17 protein-coding genes and 1 tRNA gene are annotated in these 18109 nt (G+C 46.8%); 15 read left to right on the forward strand and 3 right to left on the reverse strand.

All coding sequences use genetic code 11. The features are described from left to right. Positions 1–21 precede the first annotated feature (21 nt). The 6 genes from selD to ARB69_RS00260 all read left to right on the forward strand — a co-directional run bounded on the left by selD (position 22) and on the right by ARB69_RS00260 (position 7066). A complete protein-coding gene (selD, locus tag ARB69_RS00235) occupies positions 22–1071 on the forward strand; it encodes a selenide, water dikinase SelD (protein ID WP_083486972.1) in 1050 nt (349 codons plus the stop codon). Between the two features lie 67 nt (positions 1072–1138). Then, positions 1139–2593 carry an L-seryl-tRNA(Sec) selenium transferase gene (gene selA / locus ARB69_RS00240; protein ID WP_055149882.1) on the forward strand — a complete coding sequence of 485 codons (1455 nt, stop codon included), beginning with the start codon at positions 1139–1141 and terminating at the stop codon, positions 2591–2593. After that, a complete protein-coding gene (gene selB, locus ARB69_RS00245) occupies positions 2556–4472 on the forward strand; it encodes a selenocysteine-specific translation elongation factor (RefSeq protein ID WP_055149885.1) in 1917 nt (638 codons plus the stop codon). The genes selA and selB overlap by 38 nt, the downstream gene beginning before the upstream one ends. Continuing rightward, positions 4469–5410 carry a selenium metabolism-associated LysR family transcriptional regulator gene (locus tag ARB69_RS00250; RefSeq protein ID WP_055149888.1) on the forward strand — a complete coding sequence of 314 codons (942 nt, stop codon included), beginning with the start codon at positions 4469–4471 and terminating at the stop codon, positions 5408–5410. The genes selB and ARB69_RS00250 overlap by 4 nt, the downstream gene beginning before the upstream one ends. 255 nt (positions 5411–5665) lie before the next feature. Further along, positions 5666–6805, forward strand: a complete 1140-nt coding sequence (locus tag ARB69_RS00255) for an aminotransferase class V-fold PLP-dependent enzyme (RefSeq protein WP_055149891.1) — start codon at positions 5666–5668, stop codon at positions 6803–6805. 24 nt (positions 6806–6829) lie between these two features. Continuing rightward, positions 6830–7066, forward strand: a complete 237-nt coding sequence (locus tag ARB69_RS00260) for a DUF3343 domain-containing protein (RefSeq protein ID WP_050641827.1) — start codon at positions 6830–6832, stop codon at positions 7064–7066. Between the two features lie 508 nt (positions 7067–7574). Here ARB69_RS00260 and ARB69_RS27340 read toward each other — a convergent pair. The 3 genes from ARB69_RS27340 to ARB69_RS00275 all read right to left on the reverse strand — a co-directional run bounded on the left by ARB69_RS27340 (position 7575) and on the right by ARB69_RS00275 (position 10261). After that, the gene (locus ARB69_RS27340; RefSeq protein WP_055149894.1) at positions 7575–8330 is read right to left on the reverse strand and encodes a hypothetical protein; all 756 of its coding nucleotides are present in this window, start codon (positions 8328–8330) and stop codon (positions 7575–7577) included. A 77-nt stretch (positions 8331–8407) separates the two neighbouring features. Beyond that, positions 8408–8995, reverse strand: coding sequence for a TetR/AcrR family transcriptional regulator (locus tag ARB69_RS00270; RefSeq protein WP_050641826.1), 588 nt, complete (start codon positions 8993–8995; stop codon positions 8408–8410). 228 nt (positions 8996–9223) lie between these two features. Further along, positions 9224–10261 (reverse strand): proline racemase family protein, encoded by a 1038-nt coding sequence (locus ARB69_RS00275; RefSeq protein ID WP_050641825.1) that lies wholly within the window; start codon positions 10259–10261, stop codon positions 9224–9226. Between the two features lie 327 nt (positions 10262–10588). Between ARB69_RS00275 and ARB69_RS00280 the strand changes: the two genes are divergently transcribed. The 9 genes from ARB69_RS00280 (at position 10589) to rplW (ending at position 18039) form a co-directional block, all read left to right on the forward strand. Then, positions 10589–10686 (forward strand) — tRNA-Sec (locus tag ARB69_RS00280). Between the two features lie 93 nt (positions 10687–10779). Then, entirely contained in the window at positions 10780–12126 is a 1347-nt protein-coding gene (prdC, locus tag ARB69_RS00285) for a proline reductase-associated electron transfer protein PrdC (RefSeq protein WP_055149897.1), read from the forward strand. A 20-nt stretch (positions 12127–12146) separates the two neighbouring features. Continuing rightward, on the forward strand, positions 12147–14000 hold the full coding sequence (gene prdA, locus ARB69_RS00290) for a D-proline reductase (dithiol) proprotein PrdA (protein ID WP_050641823.1): 1854 nt from the start codon (positions 12147–12149) through the stop codon (positions 13998–14000). A 1-nt stretch (position 14001) separates the two neighbouring features. Continuing rightward, on the forward strand, positions 14002–14301 hold the full coding sequence (locus ARB69_RS00295) for a CBO2463/CBO2479 domain-containing protein (protein WP_050641822.1): 300 nt from the start codon (positions 14002–14004) through the stop codon (positions 14299–14301). Further along, on the forward strand, positions 14298–15023 hold the full coding sequence (prdB, locus tag ARB69_RS25730) for a D-proline reductase (dithiol) protein PrdB (RefSeq protein ID WP_082203053.1): 726 nt from the start codon (positions 14298–14300) through the stop codon (positions 15021–15023). Before ARB69_RS00295 ends, prdB begins: the two co-directional genes overlap by 4 nt. Before the next feature lie 1000 nt (positions 15024–16023). Beyond that, positions 16024–16341, forward strand: a complete 318-nt coding sequence (gene rpsJ, locus ARB69_RS00310; protein ID WP_004607300.1) for a 30S ribosomal protein S10 — start codon at positions 16024–16026, stop codon at positions 16339–16341. 66 nt (positions 16342–16407) lie between these two features. Then, positions 16408–17088: a 50S ribosomal protein L3 gene (gene rplC / locus ARB69_RS00315; RefSeq protein ID WP_025654661.1), complete on the forward strand. Its 681-nt coding sequence runs from the start codon at positions 16408–16410 to the stop codon at positions 17086–17088. 31 nt (positions 17089–17119) lie between these two features. Then, positions 17120–17740: a 50S ribosomal protein L4 gene (gene rplD / locus ARB69_RS00320; RefSeq protein ID WP_025654662.1), complete on the forward strand. Its 621-nt coding sequence runs from the start codon at positions 17120–17122 to the stop codon at positions 17738–17740. Beyond that, positions 17740–18039, forward strand: coding sequence for a 50S ribosomal protein L23 (gene rplW / locus ARB69_RS00325; RefSeq protein WP_025654663.1), 300 nt, complete (start codon positions 17740–17742; stop codon positions 18037–18039). The genes rplD and rplW overlap by 1 nt, the downstream gene beginning before the upstream one ends. The last annotated feature ends 70 nt before the right edge of the window (positions 18040–18109 follow it).

Genomic DNA, 18109 nt, shown 5'->3' on the forward strand with positions numbered 1-18109 from the left:
CCAGGAAAGGAGGAAGATGGCATGAACAAAGGGAAAGATGTGCGCCTTACCCAGATGGCAAAGACAGCCGGGTGAGCGGCTAAAATAGGTCCTGAGACCCTTGCCCAGGTTCTGGGTAAGCTGCCAAAATTCCAGGATGAGAATCTCATGGTTGGGATTGAAACGTCAGATGATGCTGCGATTTACAAGGTTACGGATGATATTGCTATGATTCAGACCGTTGACTTCTTTACCCCGGTTGTGGATGATCCGTATACCTTCGGGCAGATTGCAGCAGCCAATTCCCTCAGCGATGTATACGCGATGGGAGGAGAGCCAAAGGTGGCTCTGAATATTGTGGGATTTCCAAATTGTCTGGACCCGGAGATTCTCGGGGAGATCTTAAGAGGCGGTGCCGATAAGGTAAAGGAAGCCGGCGCCGTGCTGGTGGGAGGACACTCCGTCCAGGATGATGAGCCGAAGTACGGCCTGAGTGTGTCGGGATTTGTACATCCCGATAAGATATACAGAAATTATGGCTGCCGGCCCGGGGATGTGCTGGTCCTGACTAAACAGATCGGAAGCGGCATCATCAATACTGCGGTAAAAGCGGAAATGGCCTCGGAACAGGCCAAAACACAAGCCGTCATAGTGATGTCTTCCCTCAATAAAAAAGCAAAGGAAGCAGCAGAGGGATTTCCGGTCAATGCCTGTACGGATATCACCGGATTCGGACTGCTGGGACATTGTGCGGAAATGGCTAAGGCCAGCGGCGTAACGCTGGAGATTCAAGCAAAAAGGGTGCCTTACATGCAGGAGGCTGCGGATTACGCCAAGATGGGCTTAATACCTGCCGGTGCCTATAAAAACCGTGAACACTGTCAGAGTATGGTGGACGCGGTGCACGTAGAAGAATATGTAACAGACCTCATGTACGACCCACAGACATCAGGCGGCCTTTTGTTTAGTCTGCCAAAGTGTTATGCGGATGAATTTATGAATGGGTTGAAGCGTGCAAAACTGGACACCAAAGTCTCCGTGATCGGACGGGTGCTGGAAAAAGAAGAAAAATTGATAAGGCTTTTGCCATAATACAAATTAGTGCCTCCCGGCGTAAATACGATGGGAGGCACTACAAACAAAGCATAAGGAGCAGTCTATGAATAAGAACCTTTTATATCGGAAAATCCCAAAAGTAGATGTTCTGATGGAAAACAATGTTATAAAGCAAATGGCGGAACTGTATGGTTATGACGGTGTACTGGAAGCCGTACGGATTGAGCTTGATAAGCTGCGCGCCTATATTGCGTCCTGTGAGAACGAGGAAGAAGCCGAACAGCAGATAGAAAGCCTTATGGTGCGCATAGAACTTACCGCAGCGGACATGTACCGCCCCAACATGACGCGCGTGTTAAACGGAACGGGAACGATACTGCATACCAACCTTGGCCGTGCTCCGCTTAGCACTGAACATCTGAAGCAGGTGACATATATCGCAGGAGGCTACTCCAATCTGGAATATGACCTGGAAGAAGGCGGCAGGGGGGAACGGTATTCTCATTTTGAAAGGCTTCTATGCAGGATCACAGGGGCAGAAGCTGCCATGGCTGTTAACAATAATGCTGCCGCGGTTATGCTGATCTTAAGCTCCCTGGCAAAAGGCGGGGAAGTCATCGTATCCCGGGGAGAATTGGTAGAGGTCGGAGGCAAATTCAGAATTCCCGATGTCATGGAACAAAGCGGCGCAGTCCTCAGAGAAGCCGGAACCACCAACAAAACACATATTAGTGACTATGAGGAAGCCGTCACGGAGGAGACAAAGGCCTTCATGAAAGTGCACACCAGCAACTACAGGATCGTAGGTTTTACAGAATCGGTTTCCGTTGCAGAACTGGCAGCACTGAAAGAAAAGTATCAGCTCCCGGTCATCGAGGACCTGGGCAGCGGTGTCCTGGTAGATTTAAGCAAATACGGACTGGCCTATGAGCCCACGGTGCAGGATTCTGTGAAAAATGGGGCCGATGTGGTCTGTTTCAGCGGAGACAAGCTGCTGGGCGGCCCTCAGGCGGGGATCATTGTTGGAAAAAAGAAATATATAGACATGATGAAAAAGAACCAGCTGACGCGGGCGCTGCGGATTGACAAATTTACAGCCTCGGCGCTGGAAGTCGTTTTGCGGGAATATTTATCGGAAGAGAAAGCAGTACACAACATACCGGCCTTATCTATGATCACGCGAAAGCCGGAAGAGGTGGAAAAGGATGCCAAAAAGTTCTGTAAAATGCTCAGACGTGCAGAACTGACTGCAGAAATCGGCGTCGAAAGCTGTGAAGCACAGATCGGAGGCGGCTCCCTGCCGCTGGAGCGCATCCCAAGCTTTGCGGTGACAATCCGCCCCCTGGATATCAGTACACCGGAGCTGGAAGAGAGGCTTCGACATATGCCGGTGCCAGTGGTGGGACGGGTCATGAATGACAAGATCCTCCTGGATATGCGGACATTTGATGGAAAATTCATGAACTATCTTACCAGAATCTTAAAGGAGCAGAATGTCCTGGAAAAGGAAGGAAACCCTTATGAAGCATATTATTATCGGAACAGCGGGCCATATTGACCATGGAAAAACAACATTGATAAAAGCGCTCACCGGCCGGAACACGGACCGCTGGGAGGAGGAACAGCGCAGAGGAATTACAATCGACCTGGGGTTTACCTGGTTCGACTTAAAGAACGGAAACCGGGCGGGCATCATAGACGTTCCGGGCCATGAGAAGTTCATAAATAATATGGTTGCCGGTGTTGTGGGGATGGATCTGGTGCTTCTGGTTATCGCAGCCGATGAGGGAATCATGCCCCAGACAAGAGAGCATATGGATATTTTAGAAATGCTGGGAGTCCAAAAAAGTATTCTGGTCCTGAATAAATGCGACCTGGTGGACGAAGAATGGCTGGAGATGGTGGAAGAAGAGATCCGGGAAGAACTGCAGGGAACATTTCTGGAACGGGCTCCTGTCGTGAAAGTGTCGGCAGCAACCGGGGCGGGGATTCCCGTTCTGGTTGAAACCATTGAGCGCCTGAGCGAGGATGAGGTGGTGGAAAAGGAGATTCACACCATACCCAGGCTGCCCGTAGACCGGGTATTTTCTCTCTCCGGCTTCGGTACTGTGGTAACCGGTACGCTCGTCAGCGGGACGATTTCAAAAGAAGATAAACTCGAGATGTTTCCGAATGGACGGGAGTGTAAGATCCGCAATATCCAGGTACATGGCAGGGACGTGGAAACATGCTATGCGGGCCAGCGCGTGGCAATCAATATCTCCAATATGAAGAAAAAGGAACTGCAAAGAGGCTGCGTCCTTGCGCCCCCCGGAAGCATGAAAGATTCCAGGCTCCTGGATGTAAAACTGGAAATGCTGGATTCCTCCGTGCGTGTCCTGGCAAACAACACAAGGCTGCATTTTTTCAGCGGTACCAGCGAGGTATTGTGCCGTGCTGTCCTTCTGGGCGATGAGACTCTTGGACCGGGAGAAAGCGGATATGTCCAGCTTAGAATGGAAGAGGAGGTCGCCTTCCGGAGAGGGGACAGATTTGTTGTGCGGTTCTATTCTCCTATGGAGACAATCGGGGGCGGTGTGATACTGGAACCAAATGCGGTGAAGAAGAAACGGTTTTCCCCGGAGGTTCTGGATTCCCTGAAGCAGAAGGAGTCCGGTTCCGCCGAAGATGTAATTGAACTGCATGTGAAAGAGTACGCAGAAACAATGGCTGCGGTGTCAGAGCTTGCCAAACTCACGGCGCTGTCCAGAGAAGAGACAGAAGAGGCCGTGAAGATTCTTGCAGAGGAGGGACTGGTCTGTGTTTTCCCGATGAAAAAGGATACGTTCGTGTGGCATACAGCGGACGAGCGTGCATACAGAGAGAAGATTCTGAATGCCCTGGAAAAATACGTGGAGAAGAACCCTTACCGCTATGGTATGGCGAAGGCAGAAGTGCACAGTACCTACATGAAACGCGTAAAGCCCAATATATTTGATAAATATATCGAGTATCTGGAAGCGCAGAACATTCTGTCGCGCCATGATGAATTCCTTGCGCCGCCGGCGTATGAAGCGGCCAGGGATGCGGTTTATGAGAAGGTGCGGCGCACGCTTTTAGGCGTATTGAAACCCGCGGGTTATGATTTTGCCAGAATGACGGATATCAGTTTCGGGGAAATACCTGCCGGCACGGTGGAGGATATCCTTCTCCTTTTGGTTGACAGCGGAGAAATCGTAAAAGTAGCGGATGGCATGTACACACTTGGTTCTTATATGGACTCGGCACGGGAGAAGATTGTGGAAAAGCTGAAAGCAGACGGGAAAATTACAATCGCAGAGATTCGTGATATGTTTGGCACAAGCCGGAAAAGTGCGAAACCGATTCTGGAATACATGGACAGCATTAAGGTCACCCGGAAAACAGGAGCAGAAAGTGAAAGGATATCGAATCTATGAATCTGAAACAAATAGAGGCATTCACAGCGGTCGCGGAGGAGGGAAGCTTTTCAAAGGCGGCAAAACAACTCTTCCTGACACAGCCCACAGTAAGCGCACATGTCTCATCGCTGGAGCAGGAACTGGGAGTCTGCCTGTTTGTGAGAAATACAAAAGAGGTCAGCCTTTCAGAAGATGGGAAAAAACTGCATGGCTATGCAAAGCAGATGATTGTGCTTCAGAGAGAGATTGAAACAGTATTTAACAGGACGAGGAAAGAGACCAGCCACTGCATGCATATTGCCGCATCCAGCGTTCCTTCCCAGTATCTGCTTCCTCAGATCCTGGCAAAATTCAGTGAGCTGTATCCCGGAGAACGCTTTAAAATTGCAGAGACGGACAGCGCAAAGGTAGTGGAACAGGTAATAAACGGAAATGCGGATATCGGATTTACCGGAACAGTACTGGAAAAAAAATACTGCCGGTACATACCGTTTTACCAGGATGAACTGGTCATTATCACACCGAATTCAGATAAATTCAGGCGCCTGCGGGAAAAGCTTCTCAGCGAAAAGAAGCAGATAAAAACGGAATCGGAAAACATGTGGATCCAGGAGGAACCTCTGATTCTGCGGGAAGAAGGTTCCGGTACCCGTAAGGAGGCCGAGAGGCTGCTGAAAAAGATGGGAATCCAAATAGATGCGCTCAGGATTGTAGCGAGCATAGAAAATCAGGAGACGATCAAACGTTCAGTGAGCAGAGGCGTTGGAATCTCCATTATATCGCGCCTTGCTGCAGAAGACGAAATCAGCGCCGGCAGTATCCTGTGTTTCCCTCTGGATGCGGAGGAGGGAAAGCGTGACATAAATGTCGTTTATAATAAAAACTTTCAGCTGTCTGCGCCGGCAGAAAACTTTCTGCGGGTGGTGAGCAAAGTTTATCCGAAGGAAATTCCATAACGAATGCTTTACGGGAAGCCTTGCGGCAGACCATTGAATAAAATACATTTTAACAGCCACTATAGAGGCTGTCTATAGTGGTTTTAATTTATGGCGGTTTTCAATTAGACGCTTAAAGCCTTGCGGGTTATACTGGATAGGTAGAGCACTCTAGAGCGTGTCTGAAAATTGCTTGTTGCAAGATGTTGTCCCAGTTTGCGGGATATTGCGGCAATGAATTTTCAGACACGCTCTAGGGAAATGGAGGGGGAAGTTATGATTTACATGGACAATGCGGCGACAACAATACAGAAGCCGGAAAAAGTGGCAGAGGCTGTTGTCAGCGCAATGAGCTCGATTGGAAATGCGGGAAGAGGCGCAACGGAGGCGTCTTTGAGTGCGTCCAGAATGATATTTGACACGAGGGAAAAGCTCTGCCGTTTGTTCCATGCGGAAAGTCCAACAAGAATTGCGTTTACGGCTAATTCAACGGAGAGCCTGAATATTGCGGTCAAGGGGATCGTGGGTTCCGGTGATCATGTGATAACAACCGTACTTGAGCATAATTCGGTCCTCCGCCCGCTATACGAATGCCGGGAAAAAGGAACGGAACTTACGATCCTGGGATGCGATGAAAAGGGCAACATTTCCTATAAAGAGATGGAAAATGCAGTCAAAAAAAATACCAAGGCAATTGTGTGCACACATGGCTCCAATCTGACCGGTAATATGGTGGATATTGGAAGAGTGGGGCGGATTGCTGCCAAATGTGGGATCCTGCTCATCGTGGATGCATCCCAGACAGCCGGAGTGTATCCGATCGATGTACAGCAAATGCACATTGACATTTTGTGTTTTACCGGCCATAAAAGCCTGTTGGGCCCACAGGGAACCGGCGGCCTGTATGTCAGAGAGGGCGTAGAAGTACGTCCGCTTTTAAGCGGCGGAAGCGGTGTGGATACGTATAATACACACCACCCAAAGCAAATGCCGACGGCGTTGGAAGCAGGAACCCTGAATGGACATGGAATCGCGGGCTTAAATGCGGCGCTGGAATATCTGGAGGAGAATGGGATTGACTGGATCCGGAAAAAAGAATTAGCCCATATGCGGCAGTTCTACGAGGGAATCTTCCATATTCCAGGCGTGACGGTTTACGGTGATTTTGCCACGGATGAGAGATGTCCAATCGTATCCTTCAACATTGGAGACTATGATTCTTCTGATGTAAGCGATGAACTATTTGTAACATATCAGATTGCTACCAGGCCGGGGGCACACTGTGCACCGCTGATGCACAGAGCGCTGGGAACGGAAGGCCAGGGGGCCGTAAGGTTCAGTTTCTCACATTACAACACAGAAGAAGAAATTAAAGAAGCTGTCCGTGCAGTAAGAGAGTTAGCGCAGCCGTCATAGTCTGCATTACGGTAGGTGAGTAAAATGAGAAAAAAAGAGTTAAAACTAGTCATCACATTTCATACAACTGCGGACGCCATGGCAATGGAAAAATTATGCCGTCAAAAGAACATACCAGGCAGATTAATCCCCGTCCCCCGCATCCTATCCGCAGGCTGCGGCCTCTCCTGGTGCACGGCCCCATCCCAGAAAGCCGCAGTCCAAAAAGCAATAGAACTGGCCGGAATCCAGGAAGAAGCAATCCAGGAGTGCATGGTATAAATCCACTTTGCATAAAAAAGATGTCTGAGAGGAGTACTGGAATTATAATACGAATACTAGCACATCGAACAGTAAGTTACTTATTTTTCAATGTACTAGACCTGAGCTAAAAAAATAAAAAACAGCATCAAAAACATCAAACCCAAGCAATACGATCCGCCTGCTCCGTCATATCCCCTGCCCGTGTAAGTTTTTAAGTACAGCCTGGATGCGAGCAGCCTGGACGTGAGGGGAGCGGCGGGAGGGACGATGGTGTTTTCTGATGCCTCATAGTGTGCCGTATTTCCGTTGGGATAAAATAAAAAAATCTGATGGACAAACTTTGCTATCCAAAGCAAAGTTTGAAGCGACTTAAGCGACAAATCATCAGATTTGTCGCTGCATGTCGCTGGTTCCATCAGATTTTTTTATTTTATCCCTACGGAAACTAGGCTAAACGGCCGGTATCAGAAAACACCATCGTCCCTCCCGCCGCTCCCCTCACGTCCAGGCGTCCCCTCTCCCCGCTCTACTTATCACGAGGATTCTTCCAAAACCAAAATGCCACGAGTATTCCAGTTATGTAAAGTATGTTGACGAGTATGGTTGGATTATCTCTAAGCAGATATATCACAGCAACAATTGCCGCCAGGGATATCGTCAGCTCAAATGCTTTCATAATCCGTTTTTCTTTGATGTCCCGGGCTTGCTGCTGCAATTCATTGCGCTTTTGCTCCAAAGTAAGATAGTCCATAAGATTATCGTCGCTGATTCGGGAGAAAATCCACTTATCACGGAAGAACTCTTTATCTTCCTTTTTGAAATGGAAGCGCTTTTTATCGGCCGGCTCCTCATCGGGCATTTCGTAATCGGTATCTGTCTCCTTTTGGGCGGATACTTTTTTAAATGTCTTGCTGGTGAATTCAGAGGCTTTACCGGTAAACTCAGAAGCCTTATCTGTGAAGTCAGCGGCTTTGTTCTTTAATTCAGATACTTTTTGTGATAATTCCGGTTCTTTAGCTGCAGATTCCTGCGCCTGAGATACCGGTGCCGGGCTGCCGGATCCATCGGATAACGCAGATGCAGACGAAGCGGAAGCCGCGGAGGTGGTCTCTGCTGCTGCCTCTTTTACGGCGCATTCCCTGTTGATTTCAGTGGAGCCTGGCATTTCTGATGCAAATGGCACAATATTCGAAACATCTGTATCAACCGGAGGGACAGCCGTGGGAGTCCCGGGTGTTTTATTGACAGTTTCATCTTTTGTAGGAATTAATTCTTCGGACACAGATTATACCTCCATATGTATTTTTCTTAATCATATCAGTTTTTGTCGAAAAATACAATAAAAGGCGGCAGAAAGGCTTAAAGCCCCTTTTCAAAGTTATCCAGTACATGAGGGAGCAGTCTGTCACTGTATGCGGACAGCGGGTACTTACCTTCGCAGAGTGACCAGTCATAGAGAAGTCCGCGCTCATACATTGTATAAATCTTTACAAGCTCCGCTGCGGAGGCAGCACTGCAAAATTCTCCGGAATCAAGCCCGGCAGTGATGATCTCCGTGATCAGCTGAAAATAGTAACGGTCGTCATCCAGAAGAGAACGGTTGTCTTTTGTGACAAGCTGCGATGAATACAGGGATGCAAGCAGATTGCGGTCAATGCTTGTCTCAATCATATAAAATAATTCGTGATTCAGCAGCAGCAGTTTCTCCCTGGAGGACAGCGTTTGATCCATGGTACTGTAGATCTCTTCGTATTTCTGGTCAAAAAGATCCGAAAGGGTGGAGAGAAGGGCATCCTTCCCCTTAAAATAGTGATAAAATGTTCCTTTTGATGTCTTGGAAAGTTTGATAATGTCCTCTACGGTTGTGTCGTCATATCCGTTTTTATAAAATAAGTTCCAGGCAGCTTTTACGATACGGCTTTTGGTTGTCTGTTTTTTCCTTGGCATAACAAGCTCTCTTTCCCGAGGGGTGCTTAACAATCTCTTAGATATTAAGAAGCAAACACGCCTTAGCATTTATACGTTCTGTTTCGTTTATTAGTATAGCATAAGTTATAAATAACGACTATGGAAAAAATATAGAAAAATGGGTGTGGTTTACTTCCCGAGTAACAGTTTAACCTTGCCTGAACTGTTACTCGGGAAGTAAACCACACCCATTTTTTGTGTATCATATTATTCGCCTCTTGCAACTTTAAATCCGTATTTCAGCGGATCATCGGGATCGATTACGTAGGTTGCTTCGCCGGTAACATAAGCGCTTCCGGTAATCTGGGGAACCACTGCCTTGAATTCACCGACAGTTGCCTCTTCTTTGATCACACCTTTGAATTGGGATCCGATAAAACTTTCGTATACAAACGGTTCTCCGATCTTAATTTCACCGCGTGAATAAAGCGTTGCAAGCTTTGCGCTTGTCCCGGTACCACACGGGGAACGGTCAGACATATAATCACCGAAAATAACTACATTGCGGTAATTACAGCCTTCTGTGTCGGTATGGCAGTAGAGCTCCGCCAGATCAACAGAGGTGATGTCAAGAAATGGGTGTTTGATTTCCACCTCCGCGTTTACCTGCTTTATTACCTTCATGCCAAAATCTGTCAGCTTTGGAATAGATTCCTTATCTACCGTCCAGCCAAGCTGTTCGATATTGATAAGAGCAAAAAAACTTCCGCCGAATGCAATGTCGTATTTAATTTCTTTGCCGTCTACTACGGTCGTAAGATTTTCTTTATAAAGAAAAGCGGGGACGTTTGTTAGTGTGACATTCAGTACCTTTCCATTTTTAACTTCTGCTTTTACACGAATAAGACCGGCCGGCGCGTCCAATACTACTTCTGTGAAAGGTTCTACGGCGGGCACGAGGCCGGATTCAATAAGCGCCGTTGTTGTTCCGATTGTACCATGGCCGCACATATTCAGATATTCTCCGGTATCCATAAATATAACGCCGAAATCAGCTTCCGGGTTCACCGGTTCCGTTACCAGGGCCCCAAACATGTCATGGTGCCCCCGGGGTTCAAACATCAGCGCCTGGCGGTATTTATCAAAGTTATTTGCAAGATATTGTTTGCGCTCCATCATGGAGTCGCCTTTTAATTCGGGAAAGCCGGACATGATGATACGGGTAAATTCTCCGACGGTATGTGTGTCAATTGCCTTAAATGATGCTTCAAATGCATTCAGGTTAATTTTGGGATTGTAATTCATAACCCTTCCTCCTAGCTGTTGATTTATAGAATCCACCTATAAGCGTTTCTTAAATAATACCTTACGGGTTATTATGGAGATTAATCTGTGGATTAAACAGGTAAAAAATGATAAAAAACCAATAATAGACCACGTTCTAGTATGCGGTTCAGTTTATACAAATTATTATGTATGAAAAGCCTTGAAAAGTCAACGATTATTTGTTAATATATAAACACGATTAGGGTGAATAAATCATACAGCAAGCGGCCTGGTTTATTTCATTTAACATCAGATATCATAACCAGCGGTAAATATGGCAATGATATAGAATAATCATATAAGTGAGGGGGTAGAAGGGTAACTGGTGTGCCTCCTGGTCTTCAAAACCAGTGTTGGGCGTTTGAAGCGTCCTGGGTGGGTTCGATTCCCACATGCCTCCGCCAAAAACAAGATCTGCAGGATCATTAATTTCTGCAGACTATTTATAAAGAAGTAAGGATTCATAAAGAAGTGATATAAAGGAGAAAAAACGGGCCATGGGAAATTTACAATTTTTGCTAAGACAGCATGTTGGAGCTCCGTGTGAGCCGGTTGTCAAAATAGGTGACAGAGTGGAAAAGGGGACGCTGATCGCCGCTCCGACCGGGCTGGGAGCAAATATTTTTTCCAGCGTTTACGGAAGTGTACAGGACATTCTTGAAGACCGGATTATTATCGTTCCGGATGACGAACAGAAAGATGCGTTCGTACCGATTCAGGAAGGTGACCACCTGGATATGATAAAAGAAGCCGGCGTTGTTGGAATGGGCGGCGCGGGATTTCCGACAGGAGTGAAGCTGGGCACGGATCTGAATGGCGGATACATTCTGGTTAATGCGGTAGAGTGCGAACCCGGACTCTATCATAATATCCGCCAAATTGAAGATAATATAGAGATGACCCTGAAGGGAGTCAGGTACTGCATGGAGATAGCCAATGCAGCTCAGGCCATTTTTGCTATCAAGGCCAAGAATAAAAAGGCTGTGGATATATTAAGAGAGGCGGTCCGGAATGAGGAGAATATTTCCATTCATCTTCTTCCGGATATTTATCCGATGGGAGAAGAGCGGGCCGTGGTCAGGGAGACACTGGGAAAGCTTCTGGATCCAACCCAGCTTCCCTCGGCGGCGGACTCTATTGTGATTAATGTAGAAACCGTCCTGCGGGTCGCTGAAGCTATAGATCTGAAGAAACCCTGCTTCAGCAAAAACATGACTGTTATTGGAAAAATCAATGGCGGAAATGAGCCTCATGTTTATATGGATGTTCCGGTCGGAACCAGTGTGGGTGATATGATTGAGAGGGCAGGCGGAATTGACGGCGTGTACGGGGAAATCATCATGGGCGGCCCTTTCACGGGAAAACCTGTGGAAAAGGATGCTCCGGTAACAAAAACCACGGGAGGCATCATTGTGACAATTGATCTGCCGGACCTTCATGGTGCGCCTGTGGGACTTCTCGTCTGCGCCTGCGGAGGCGATGAGGACCGTATGAGGGATGTCTGTGAAAAGATGCATGGGAATGTTGTGTCAGTAGCTCGATGCAAGCAGGCTGTGGAGATGAAGAACGGGACGCTGAAGTGCGAGAATCCCGGCAACTGTCCGGGACAGGCCCAAAAATGTCTGCAGTTCAAAAAGGACGGTTCGGAATATATAATTATTGGCAATTGCTCGGATTGTTCCAATACCGTTATGGGTTCCGCCCCGAAGATGAAACTGAAAGTATTCCATCAGACAGATCATGTTATGAGGACGATCAACCATCCGCTGTATAGAAGATTAACCGTTTCTAAGCAGGTAGACCAGCTGCCAAAAGACAGGCAGTCCATCCCTGATGGAAAATAGATAAAGGAGGAAAGAAAAGTATGTCAATAACAGCTGAAACAGCGAAAGAACATGCGAATGACCCTGCGGTACTCTGCTGCAGAGCGGAGGCGGGGACTATCATACAGGCATCCAATCTGGAAGATCCGGCTATCTTTGATGATCTGGTAGATTCAGGGTTATTGGAACTGGAAGGCGCATTGACGATTGAACAGGTATTGGGGGCCAGGCTTTCAAAGACTTGTGATTCTCTGTGCCCTTTGACGGCAGATGTCGTAGAAGGAGCCAAAGCAGCAGCGGCCAGCGAACCGGAACCGGCCGCTGAAGCGGAACCGGCAGCGGTTTTACCGATTTTACCGACGGCAGAAGGACCGATGTTCCGGATTCATATAGGGGAAGGCAGAGATATAGATATAGAACTACCTGCGGCGCTGATGAATACGGCGGGAGTTTCACAGGCAGCTGCTCCGGCAGCTGTTCAGGGAACCGGCCTGTCAGCGGAATCTATTCCGGAGGCACCGGGGCAGGAGGAAAAAGTTGTCAGAACACTGACAAGAAAGCATTATAAGATTACAGAAGTAAAGCGCGGCCCGAAGACGGAGATCAAAGGCACCATCTTGTATATCAGGGAAGGAATTGAAAAAGAATGTGTAGATTCCCAGGACCTGGTATTTGATCTGCGGATCGACATTATTGTACCGGCAGAATATCACACGTATTCCGAGACGATTATGGATGTACAGCCGATTGCCTGCAAGGAAGACGGCGATGAAGTCGGAAGCGGCACAACGAGAGTTCTGGACGGCGTTATCATGATGGTTACAGGTACAGATGCCAATGGAGTGCAGATTGGGGAATTCGGCTCTTCAGAAGGGTATCTGGATGAAAATATTATGTGGAACCGGCCCGGAGCGCCTGACAAGGGTGAGATCTTTATCAAGACCCAGGTGACAATCAAAGAAGGCATGAATATGGAAAGGCCGGGACCTCTTGCTGCGCACACAGCCACAGACGTCATTACGCAGGAGATCAGGGATGCATTAAAAGAACTGGATGACGATTCACTGGTGGTTGATACAGAGACATTTGACCAGGTGAGAAGGCCGGGCAGGAAGAAAGTTGTCATTGTAAAGGAGATCATGGGACAGGGTGCTATGCACGATAACCTGATCCTTCCGGTTGAACCGGTGGGTGTGCTCGGAGCCAAGCCGAATGTCGACCTTGGCAATGTGCCGGTCTGTGTATCACCGCTGGAGGTGCTGGACGGTTGTATCCACGCGCTGACCTGCATCGGGCCGGCATCCAAAGAGATGTCCAGGCACTACTGGAGGGAGCCGCTGGTACTCGAAGCGCTCCACGATCCGGAAATCGACCTGTGTGGAGTAATCTTTGTGGGAAGCCCGCAGATCAATTCCGAGAAATTTTATGTTTCGAAACGTGTCGGTATGATGGCGGAGATGATGGATGTGGACGGAGCGTTTATCACAACCGAAGGCTTTGGCAATAACCATATTGATTTTGCGAGCCATCACGAACAGATTGGAATGCGCGGGATTCCCGTTGTTGGTATGTCTTTCTGCGCAGTACAGGGGGCTCTGGTCGTTGGTAATAAATACATGACCAATATGGTTGACAACAATAAATCGGAGTCGGGCATTGAAAACGAAGTGCTTGCCTGCAATACTCTCTGCCATGAGGATGCACTCAGAGCCCTTGCCATGCTGAAGAATGCAATGGCGGGTGAAGGGGTGAATAAAGCAGAGAGAAAATGGAATCCAAGTGTAAAAAAGACAAATGTAGAACTCATATCAAATGTGACGGGCCGGCCGATAGAGCTGGTGAAGAATGAACAGTCACTGCCGATGAGCCAAAAGAGAAAAGAGAAATACGACTAAGATGAAAGAATTAATATATGGCGACAAGATGATACGTATGGAAGGGGTAATCGTTGAGATCCATGACGGCTGCGTCGGGATAGACTTAAAGGGCAGACTCGGCTATCTGAAGATTCCGATGCGCATGCTGATTACCGACTATCCCCTGGCAGTAGGGCAGGAGGTTGCATGGAACATGAGTTTTGTGGAGCAGCTCGGGGCCGGGATAAACGAGAAGTACGTGAGTAATCTGACCACATATAAAAGACATCAGGAAGAGATGCGTAAAGCCGACGCAGAAAACAAGGAGGTAGAAGAATGAGTTTGACAACCACAAAAGGTTTACAGTCAGAAATATACGTTCCGATTACTCCTCCGGCAGTGTGGACACCTGTGACAAAAACGCTGAGGGATATGTCTATTGCCCTTGCTACCGCAGCGGGTGTACACTGTAAGAGTCAGGAAAGATTTAATCTGGCCGGCGACTCAAGCTGGAGAAGGATCACGAACGATACTCCGTCAAGTGAATTGATGGTATCCCATGGAGGGTACGATAATGGGGATGTAAACAAAGACATTAACTGTATGTTCCCCATCGACAGAATCCATGAACTGGCAGCAGAAGGATTTATCAGAAAATGCGCCCCGGTGCATGCCGGATTCATGGGAGGCGGTGGAGATCAGGATAAGTTTAAAAACGAAACAGGACCTGCAATCGCACAGATGTTCAAAGAAGAGGATGTGGATGCAGTCATCCTCACCGCTGGCTGAGGTACCTGCCACCGCTCTGCAGTATTGGTGCAGAGAGCGATTGAAGAGGCTGGAATACCTACGATTATTATTGCAGCCCTTCCCCCGGTTGTCCGTCAGACCGGTACACCACGCGCCGTAGCTCCGTTAGTACCCATGGGTGCCAACGCAGGTGCGCCGAATGATGTAGAAATGCAGACGGATATAGTAAAAGCAGCGCTTGAACAGCTTGTCAAAATAGAAACACCAGGCACGATAGTTCCGCTGCCGTTCGAATATGTGGCAAAAGTGTAATATTAAGATACAAAAAGGGACGATCCGGTGGAATTGTCCCTTTTTTGTTAAACAATACGAAAAATGGAGAGCAAGGGGGTCAGACCCCTCTGCAGAGGGGGCTGACCCCCTTGCTCTCCTTGTTGAAAAGCGAAAAGCACGACCTTGGTCGTGCTTTTCGCTTTTGGTATGTCATTGAGAGGTTTTTCCTCGTTGCCATGCAGTTTGTATTATATACAAATCTGGGGAATGTCCTACAATGAGGATGTATATATTAATTGGAGTTTACCAGTGCAAGATTGTTCTTGGGGGAAACAACCGGCGCTGGCATAACTGCAATAGCAACCATATGTATGGTTTTGGTTATGCGGGTAAAGGATAAGGCTTATACTTTTATAAAAAGGCGCTTTCCTAGTATGAGGGAAACCGCCTTTGGTTACAATCCTATAAGTTGCTTACACTATACCACTTTACCGCGGTGATGTCAAGAGAGGGGGATTAAAAAGAATAGTTTTGTAAAAAATGATTGCACTCTGAAAATAATTAACAAATAAATATTGCAGTTTTTATAAAAAGTACGTTATACTCATTAAGCCTGATATAAAAACAATATATATTAAACCAAAGGTAAAGCTGTTTCTTCTATATAAATATGTTTCAATTTCAAGGAAAAGACATGGAATGTGAAATTAGCTTGGGATGTATTAAAAAAAATACAATAATTCCGAAAAACCTCTTGAAATATATGGATGAATCCGCTATACTAAGAGAGCTGTGGCATGATAGCTGTGAAGCGTGAGGTTGCTGCCGGGTGCGAAAGCATGATGGCAGGTTTTCCGTGGAGCGAATGTCAAGTTAGGAAACTGGCGACAAGTCACTGTACGAATCACAACTGATTACTGATTATCAAAGGATAAGAGGTATGAAACAACGTGTGAGTTTCTCACGACACACACGGGAGAGTGTACAGTCACCGCTTGTCGTACTGATGGAATAGTACGAAAAGGAGGCGACTTTTTTTATGGCAAGTCAAGTAATGAGAATCACATTGAAGGCATATGATCACCAGCTGGTTGATGCATCTGCAAAGAAAATCATCGAAACTGTAAAAAAGAACGGATCACAAGTGAGTGGACCAGTACCACTTCCTACTAAGAAGGAAGTCGTAACAATCTTAAGAGCTGTACACAAGTACAAAGACTCCAGAGAGCAGTTCGAGCAGAGAACTCATAAGAGACTCATCGATATCATCACACCGACACAGAAGACTGTGGACGCATTATCCAGACTGGAGATGCCGGCCGGTGTTTACATTGATATCAAAATGAAAAATAAGTAAGCAGTATTCCTAAAGTTTAGGATGAGCGCATAAGCGCTCCGCTGTAAATCACAGGAGGTAATTATAATGAAGAAAGCTATTTTAGCTACAAAAGTCGGAATGACTCAAATCTTCAACGAAGATGGAGTGTTAACTCCGGTAACTGTACTTCAGGCTGGCCCATGTGTAGTAACACAGGTTAAGACAGCAGAGAACGACGGTTACAGTGCAATTCAGGTTGGTTTTGCCGACAAGAAAGAAAAGATTGTCACAAAAGACAAGAGCGGCAAGAAAGAAATTGCGCACAGAAACGGTGTTACAAAGGCTGAAAAAGGACACTTTGACAAAGCCGGCGTATCCGGGAAAAGATATGTAAAAGAATTCAGATTTGACAATGCTGAAGAATATACACTGGCTCAGGAAATCAAAGCCGACATCTTTGCAGCAGGAGACAAGATTGATGCTACTGCAGTTTCAAAAGGTAAAGGTTTCCAGGGTGCAATCAAGCGTCACAATCAGAGCAGAGGACCAATGACCCACGGTTCTAAGTTCCACCGTCACGCTGGTTCCAATGGTGCGGCATCTGATCCCAGCAAGGTATTCAAGGGCAAGAAGATGCCAGGTCAGATGGGTAACAAGAAAATTACAGTTCAGAATCTTGAAGTTGTCAGAGTTGACGCTGAAAACAATCTGCTTTTAGTAAAAGGCTCAGTTCCGGGACCAAAAAAATGCCTCGTGACAATCAAAGAAACTGTAAAGGCTAACTAGTCTGACTGACGAAGAAAGGAGGAACACACAGATGGCAAACGTATCTGTTTATAATATCGAAGGTAAAGAAGTTGGTACAATCGATTTGAACGATGCCGTATTTGGTGTTGATGTAAATGAACATCTTGTACACATGGCAGTTGTAAGCCAGCTTGCAAACAAACGCCAGGGAACGCAGAAAGCAAAGACACGCGCAGAAGTTTCCGGAGGCGGAAGAAAACCATGGAGACAAAAAGGAACAGGCCACGCAAGACAGGGCTCTACAAGAGCACCACAGTGGGCAGGCGGCGGGGTTGTATTCGCTCCGGTACCGAGAGACTACTCATTTAAGATGAACAAGAAGGAAAAGAGAGCTGCTCTCAAATCCGCTCTTACTTCCAGAGTAGAGGAAAACAAATTTATCGTAATCGACGAGCTGAATTTCGACGAGATCAAAACAAAGAAATTCCAGGAAGTTTTAAATAACCTGAACGTGAACAAAGCACTGCTTGTTCTGGAAGACGGCAACAAGAACGTGGAGATTTCCGCAAGAAACATCAAAGACGTGAAGACGGCTCATACAAATACAATCAATGTATTTGATATCTTAAAATACAACACAGTAATCACTACGAAAGCTGCTGTTGCAACGATTGAGGAGGTGTATGCATAATGGCTAACATTCAATATTATGATGTAATCCTTAAACCAGTTGTTACTGAAAAAACAATGGAGCTGATGGCTGAAAAGAAATACACATTCCTTGTCCACACAGAGGCCAACAAGACTCAGGTCAAAGAAGCTGTTGAAAAAATGTTCAATGGAACAAAAGTAAAAAGCGTAAATACCATGAACCTTGACGGTAAGACGAAAAGACGTGGAATGACATACGGAAAGACAGCTAAGACAAAGAAAGCTATCGTTCAGCTTACAGAAGACAGCGCTGATATCGAGATTTTTGAGGGCCTGTAAGACCGGGCCGGGTTTGAGAGAACCCATTTAAGCGTACAATATACGGTGCAATTCCGTGAAACTAATAATC

The sequence above is a fragment of the Faecalicatena contorta genome (genome assembly GCF_001404335.1).
GTDB classification, from domain to species: Bacteria; Bacillota; Clostridia; order Lachnospirales; family Lachnospiraceae; genus Faecalicatena; species Faecalicatena contortus_B.